This is a genomic window from Burkholderiales bacterium (genome assembly GCA_013695435.1).
In the GTDB taxonomy this organism is placed as follows: domain Bacteria; phylum Pseudomonadota; class Gammaproteobacteria; order Burkholderiales; family JACMKV01; genus JACMKV01.
This window is the reverse complement of the sequence record JACDAM010000123.1, coordinates 1-5,392: the sequence shown is the minus strand read 5'-3', so window position 1 is coordinate 5,392 and position 5,392 is coordinate 1. Positions and strand designations below refer to the sequence as shown.

5 protein-coding genes are annotated in these 5,392 nt (G+C 58.7%); all 5 read left to right on the top strand.

The window, feature by feature from the left end:
• Nucleotides 1-100: 100 nt before the first annotated feature.
• Entirely contained in the window at nt 101-583 is a 483-nt protein-coding gene (locus H0V78_06620) for a Spy/CpxP family protein refolding chaperone (protein MBA2351453.1), read from the top strand.
• Between the two features lie 250 nt (nt 584-833).
• Nucleotides 834-1,445, top strand: a complete 612-nt coding sequence (gene lexA / locus H0V78_06615) for a transcriptional repressor LexA (protein MBA2351452.1) — start codon at nt 834-836, stop codon at nt 1,443-1,445.
• A 26-nt stretch (nt 1,446-1,471) separates the two neighbouring features.
• A complete protein-coding gene (locus H0V78_06610; GenBank protein ID MBA2351451.1) occupies nt 1,472-1,885 on the top strand; it encodes a hypothetical protein in 414 nt (137 codons plus the stop codon).
• A gap of 800 nt (nt 1,886-2,685) precedes the next feature.
• The gene (locus tag H0V78_06605; protein ID MBA2351450.1) at nt 2,686-4,092 is read left to right on the top strand and encodes a DNA polymerase Y family protein; all 1,407 of its coding nucleotides are present in this window, start codon (nt 2,686-2,688) and stop codon (nt 4,090-4,092) included.
• A gap of 6 nt (nt 4,093-4,098) precedes the next feature.
• A partial coding sequence (locus tag H0V78_06600) for a PHP domain-containing protein (GenBank protein MBA2351449.1) occupies nt 4,099-5,392 on the top strand: 1,294 nt, incomplete at its 3' end.

Sequence of the window (5,392 nt, the reverse complement as noted above, 5' to 3'; positions counted from 1 at the left end):
GTTACATTTTCTTACAAAAAAGTCCACGCTTCCGGAAAGACAATCCTGCGGCGGCGCGCTCTAACCTTGCGTCGAAATCCGACACAATCAAGGAGACTTCATGAAACGTTTGATAATGATTCCCGCCATTGCCGCGCTGTTTTCGGCAGGCATCGCGATTGCCGCACCCGAGCGGTCTGAACCTCATGCCGCCAAATCCGGCGAGCACCATGTCCGCCATCACGCCGAGCGATGGGCGAAACTCAAAGCGGACCTCAAGCTGAATCCGGGACAGGATTTCGCGTGGCAGCAGATTGCGGACAAAAAAGCTGTGCTGCATAAGGAACGGCGCGCCGACAGAAAACAGTTCGGCGAATCTCTTAAGCAGGAACTGGCGAAAGCCGAGCCCGATTTCGCCCGTGTCGCGCAACTCAAACAGCAGATGGAAGAAAAGGGTCTGCAGGCACGCAACGAACTGCGCGATATGCAATTCGGCTTTTATTCGGGCTTGAATCCGGAGCAAAAAGCCATCATCAAGGATGCGTTGCAAGGCCACATCGCCCGCATGGAAAAATGGCGCGAGAAAAAGCATAGCGCAAGCTGACCGGTTCGACCGGGGTAAAGCCCGGCCTAAAGCATTTTTCCAGTCTGAAATTGGCAAGCTCTTCGCGACGATGCTGCGAAGGGCTTGCCAGTTTATTCAACACGTTTCTGAAGGCATCGATTCTGATTGCAGGGTTCTCGTCTGGCATCGGTCATTCGAAACAACGCCGGCAAAATAAAACGCTTGATTTCGCGGCTGTCGTCTGTATATAATTACAGTACTGGATTTATATACAGCTAAGGTTGACGTTATGGTTGACGTTACTGCGCGGCAGGCCGAAATCCTGGAATTGATCAGCGCGCAAATCGAGGCGACCGGTTATCCGCCGACGCGCGCCGAAATCGCACAGGCGCTCGGTTTCCGCTCGGTCAATGCCGCTGAAGAGCACGTCAAGGCGCTTGTCAGAAAGGGGCTGATCGAACTTTCGCCCAACGCGTCGCGCGGCATACGTCTCAAGCACGGCGGCCTCAAGCATGGCGCCGGCCTGCCCGTCGTCGGCCGGGTGGCGGCGGGTCAACCGATTCTTGCGGAACAACATATCGAAGGCCGCTATCAGATCGACAGCGCGTTATTCAAACTGCGCCCCGACTACCTGCTGCGCGTGCGCGGGTTCAGCATGATAGCTGCGGGAATTCTGGATGGCGATCTGCTCGCGGTGCATCGGATATCTGAGGCGCGCACGGGACAAATCGTCGTTGCGCGCGTCGACGACGAAGTCACTGTCAAGCGCTTCAGGCGGCGCGGATCACAAGTGCTATTGCTCGCCGAGAATCCGGATTTCGCGCCTATCGTCATCGATCTCAAACGCGATTCGCTGGTCATCGAGGGGCTGGGAGTGGGAGTCATACGAAGCGCGTTGTAGCTGCTTTCGAGAAAGAGGGGAGAACCATGCAAACGACCGATACGATGCATATCATTCAAGCGCTGGCGAATGGAACCGATCCGGTGACAGGCGAAGTTTTTCCCGACGCCAGTCCTTACAACCATCCGAAAATCATTCGCGCGCTTTTTCAAACTCTGAAAGCGCTGGAACAGTTGGATGAGCGAAAGCAACGGCAAAAAAACCTGCCTCGCAAAGCCGGCCAACCCTGGCTCGATCAAGAAGACGGCGAATTGATCAAAGGCTTCGATGCGGGCACTCCCATCAAACAGCTTGCTGAGAAGCATGACCGCAGCCACGCTGCGATTGAGGCGCGCCTGATAAAGCTGGGCAAGATTTCCGAGCCAACAAATTCGCCTTCCTTGCGTAAGCCCTCGTTGCGAGGAGCAAAGCAGCATAACGCGCTTGAAAATCATGTTTGATGAATTCCGTTACTGCTCAGAGATTAAGCTTGATGCGAAGCTCCGACGCTTACTCGAAAGCTTTCAGTTCACGTAACGACAGCGCCCGTTGTATCGATGCTTTTCCGCAGACTGCACATCCCGCAACTGATGAATAGCCGGCCTTTCGCCGTTTTGCGTCATGAACCCCGCTCTGCAAGCCGTCCTCCATCGCGCCGATATCTGGTCGGGGGACAGCCTTGCGCAGCCCGAAGGCGGCATTGCCAGCGGATTTCCCGAGCTCGATGCGGCGCTTCCCGGAGGCGGCTGGCCGCGCGGCGCTTTCACTGAACTCATACTCGAGCGGCAGGGGATAGGCGAGCTGGGGCTGGTTCTGCCGGCGTTGGCCAGGCTTTCTCGCGAGAATCGCGAAGTGATATTCGTAGCACCCCCGCATATTCCTTATGCGCCGGCTCTCGTGCAACACGGCATTGCGCTTTCGCACTTTCTCTGGCTTCGCGTTTCCGATCCGAAGGACAAACTGTGGGCGGCTGAGCAGGCATTGCGTTCAGGGTCTTGCGGTGCGGTGCTTTGCTGGTTGCCAATATTCACTGAACGCATCGCGCGTCGTCTGCACTCGGCCGCCGAATCCGGAAAAACCTGGGGAGTGCAATTCACCGCTGCCGAGCGCGCTGGCGATGCCAGTCCCGCGCCGCTGCGCATGCGCTTGAGTTCAGCGGAGCGCAAGTTGCAGGTGCGCGTCATTAAACGGCGCGGCGGCGGCTGGGCCGCGCCTGTATCGCTGAACATTGCATCAAACGTCGATCATATAAACGCCGATCATGTTATGGACCTGTCTGCACTTTCCCGATCTTTCGCTGCAAGTGTTCTGCCGCGCGAGCGCCGCATCGTCGCCGTTCGCGGTGACGACCAGCGCTTCGCGGCCGTCGATACTCGCGTGTAATCGCGCAGCCGGCGCTGCCGGCGTCGTACCATGCATGCGAGCCTCGGCGGCGCAAGCGCTGTGCGCCGCTTTGCAGCTCAAAACGCGCGATGAAAAAGCTGAAGCCGCGGCGCTTTCGGGTATCGCTGCCTGGGCGGGGCAGTTCACGCCGACCGTCAGTCTTGGCGCGCAAGCGGTGTTGCTCGAAATCGGTGGATGCTTTCGCTTATTCGGCGGTTTCGAAAATCTGCTGCGAAAAATCCGGAATGGACTGCGCGGCCTTGGCTATGAATTCGTCATATCAAGCGCGGCAACGCCGACAGCAGCTTTCATTCTCGCTTGCGCGAGGATTCCGCTTACCGTAATCGAAACCGATGCTTTGCCCGCGGCGCTGGCGCCATTGCCGCTTGCGTTACTCCACTATTCGCCCAACGCGATTTCCGATTTGGCGCAAGCCGGCATACGCAGCATCGGCGCATGCCGCGCGCTGCCTCGCACTGCCGTCTCCCGCCGCTATGGTCAGGGGCTGCTCGACGAGATCGATCGCGCGCTTGGGCTGTTGCCTGATCCACAACCGCCTTTCATAGCTCCATCCCGTTTTGAAACCGGGCTCGAATTGCCTGCGCCAGTCGAAGACACGAAGGCTTTGCTATTCGCATTGCGGCGTCTGCTATTTGAACTGGCCGGATGGTTGCGGGCGAGGAATGCCGGAGTTACCCGATTGCGCCTGACGCTGAAACATCATGCTGTTTCAGCCACCGGCGTGATGCTGGACTTGACGACACCGAGCCGCGATGCCGATCACTTGCTTGCTTTATGGCGCGAACGCCTCGCGCGCGTTTCTCTGCCGCAACGTGCCGAAGCGGTCAGGCTTGCCGCTGACGGGATTGCTGAACTCGCATGGGCCAATTTCTCCCTGTTTCCCGAAACGCCGCACGGCGCTGCTTTGTTCGACTCTTTGTTCGACCAATTACGCGCGCGGCTTGGCGATGACGCATTATGCCGTCTGCATATGCATGCCGATCATCGTCCCGAGTTGGCGTGGCGCGAGAGTGATGCGGGAAATGATTCGATACGCCCACCGGAGAATCAGCGGCCGTTATGGTTGCTCGATGAACCGCGCCGATTGGGTGAACGGCCGGCGCTCGATCTCGTCGCCGGCCCTGAGCGAATCGAAGGCGGCTGGTGGGATGGCCGCGATGTTGCCCGCGATTATTTCGTCGCTTCGGACTCGCACGGATCGCGCTTCTGGATTTTCAGGGATCGCGGCAATGGCTTATGGTTTTTGCATGGCATTTGCGGGTGAAGCATCATGCGCTACGCCGAACTCCACTGCCTTTCCAACTTCAGTTTTCTGCGCGGTGCGTCGCATCCCGATGAACTGGTCGAGCAGGCAAAGGCACTCGGCTATTCGGCGCTTGCGCTCACCGATGAATGCTCGGTCGCGGGCGTCGTTCGCGCGTATGAAATTGCGAAACGGCTGGCTTTCAAATTCATCATCGGCGCCGAGATCGCGCTGGTTGCGGAAAAAAAAGCTGAAGCCGGTCTGAAGCTTGTTCTGCTCGCGACCGATCGGGAAGGTTACGGCAATCTCTGCGAGCTGATCAGCCATGGGCGACGTAGCGCGAGCAAGGGCAAGTACCGGCTGACGCGCGCTGATCTCGCGCAAGGTGTTCCGGGTTGCCTGGTTCTGTGGCCGCCAAATGGCGAAGACGAGCTTGCGTCAGCGCGTTGGCTGCGCAACATTTTCACCGATCGCGCCTGGATCGCCGCGGAGCTGTTCGCCGACGGCAACGATGCGAATCGCGTGAACCGGATCGAAGCGCTGTCGCAAGCGAGCGGCCTTCGCATTGCCGCAGCCGGCGACGTTCATATGCATGAACGCAAAAGGCGCGCTTTGCAGGACACGCTGACTGCGATCCGTCTGAAGCGACCGCTTGCTGAACTCGGCCATGCGCTGTATCCGAATGGCGAGCGGCATCTGCGATCCTTGCCAACACTCAAGCGGATTCATCCACCGGCATGGCTGGAGGAAAGTGTCGCGATCGCCGAGCGCTGTCATTTTTCCCTCGATAGCTTGCGTTACGAATACCCGGAAGAGATCGTGCCGGCGGGAAAAACCCCGGCGCAATACCTGCGCGAACTCACCGAGATGGGATTGCGGCAGCGCCTGACCGCGAGAGCGATCGATGACATTGCCGCGGTCGAGGCGTTGATCGAAAAAGAGCTTGCGCTGATCGCACAGCTTCAATACGAGCCGTATTTCCTGACCATCTGCGACATCGTCAACTTCGCGCGCAGCCGCGGCATCCTGTGCCAGGGGCGCGGCTCGGCGGCCAATTCGGTCGTCTGCTATTGCCTCGGCATCACCGCTGTCGACCCCTCGCGCATGCAAATGCTGTTCGAGCGTTTCATCTCGCTTGAACGCCACGAGCCGCCCGACATCGACGTCGATTTCGAGCACGAGCGACGCGAAGAGGTCATGCAATACATTTATGGCAAATATGGCCGCGAGCGCGCCGCACTGACCGCGACCGTCATCACGTACCGACCGAAAAGCGCACTGCGCGATGTCGGCAAGGCGTTGGGCATGGATCTGGCGCAAG